We start from the raw sequence: 435 nt of genomic DNA, 5'->3' as shown, positions 1-435 counted from the left end.
CGCTGATAAAACCCTTACAGAGATCACTTGCCACGCGCTTGGGGCGCACTACTTTTGCAAAAGCGACTGCACAGTTATAGACGTGGGCGGACAAGATACGAAGGCTATCAAGCTTGAAAATGGCTCAGTGACGGATTTTACGATGAATGATAAATGCTCAGCTGGCACTGGTAAATTTCTTGAAGTGATGTCAAACCGCCTTGGAGTTAGGTTTGATGAGCTTACGCGCCTTGCTAAAAATAGCGACAAAGATATATCCATAAGCTCGATGTGTACGGTCTTTGCGGAATCTGAGATCATAAGTCTCATCGCTCAAAATATCTCACGAGAAAATATCGCAAAAGCGGTGATAGTCTCAGCTATAAATAAAATTTCAAATTTGGTCAAAAAACAGGCAAATACGAGCTACTTCTTAAGCGGTGGCTTTAGTAAGAG

1 protein-coding gene is annotated in these 435 nt (G+C 42.5%); it reads left to right on the top strand.

The features are described from left to right. A partial coding sequence (locus CYP05_RS06310; protein WP_258031529.1) for an acyl-CoA dehydratase activase occupies positions 1-435 on the top strand: 435 nt, incomplete at both ends.

This window comes from Campylobacter concisus, from assembly GCF_002913545.1.
In the GTDB taxonomy this organism is placed as follows: Bacteria; Campylobacterota; Campylobacteria; order Campylobacterales; family Campylobacteraceae; genus Campylobacter_A; species Campylobacter_A concisus_AV.
This window is presented reverse-complemented; position numbering and strand designations above follow the sequence as displayed.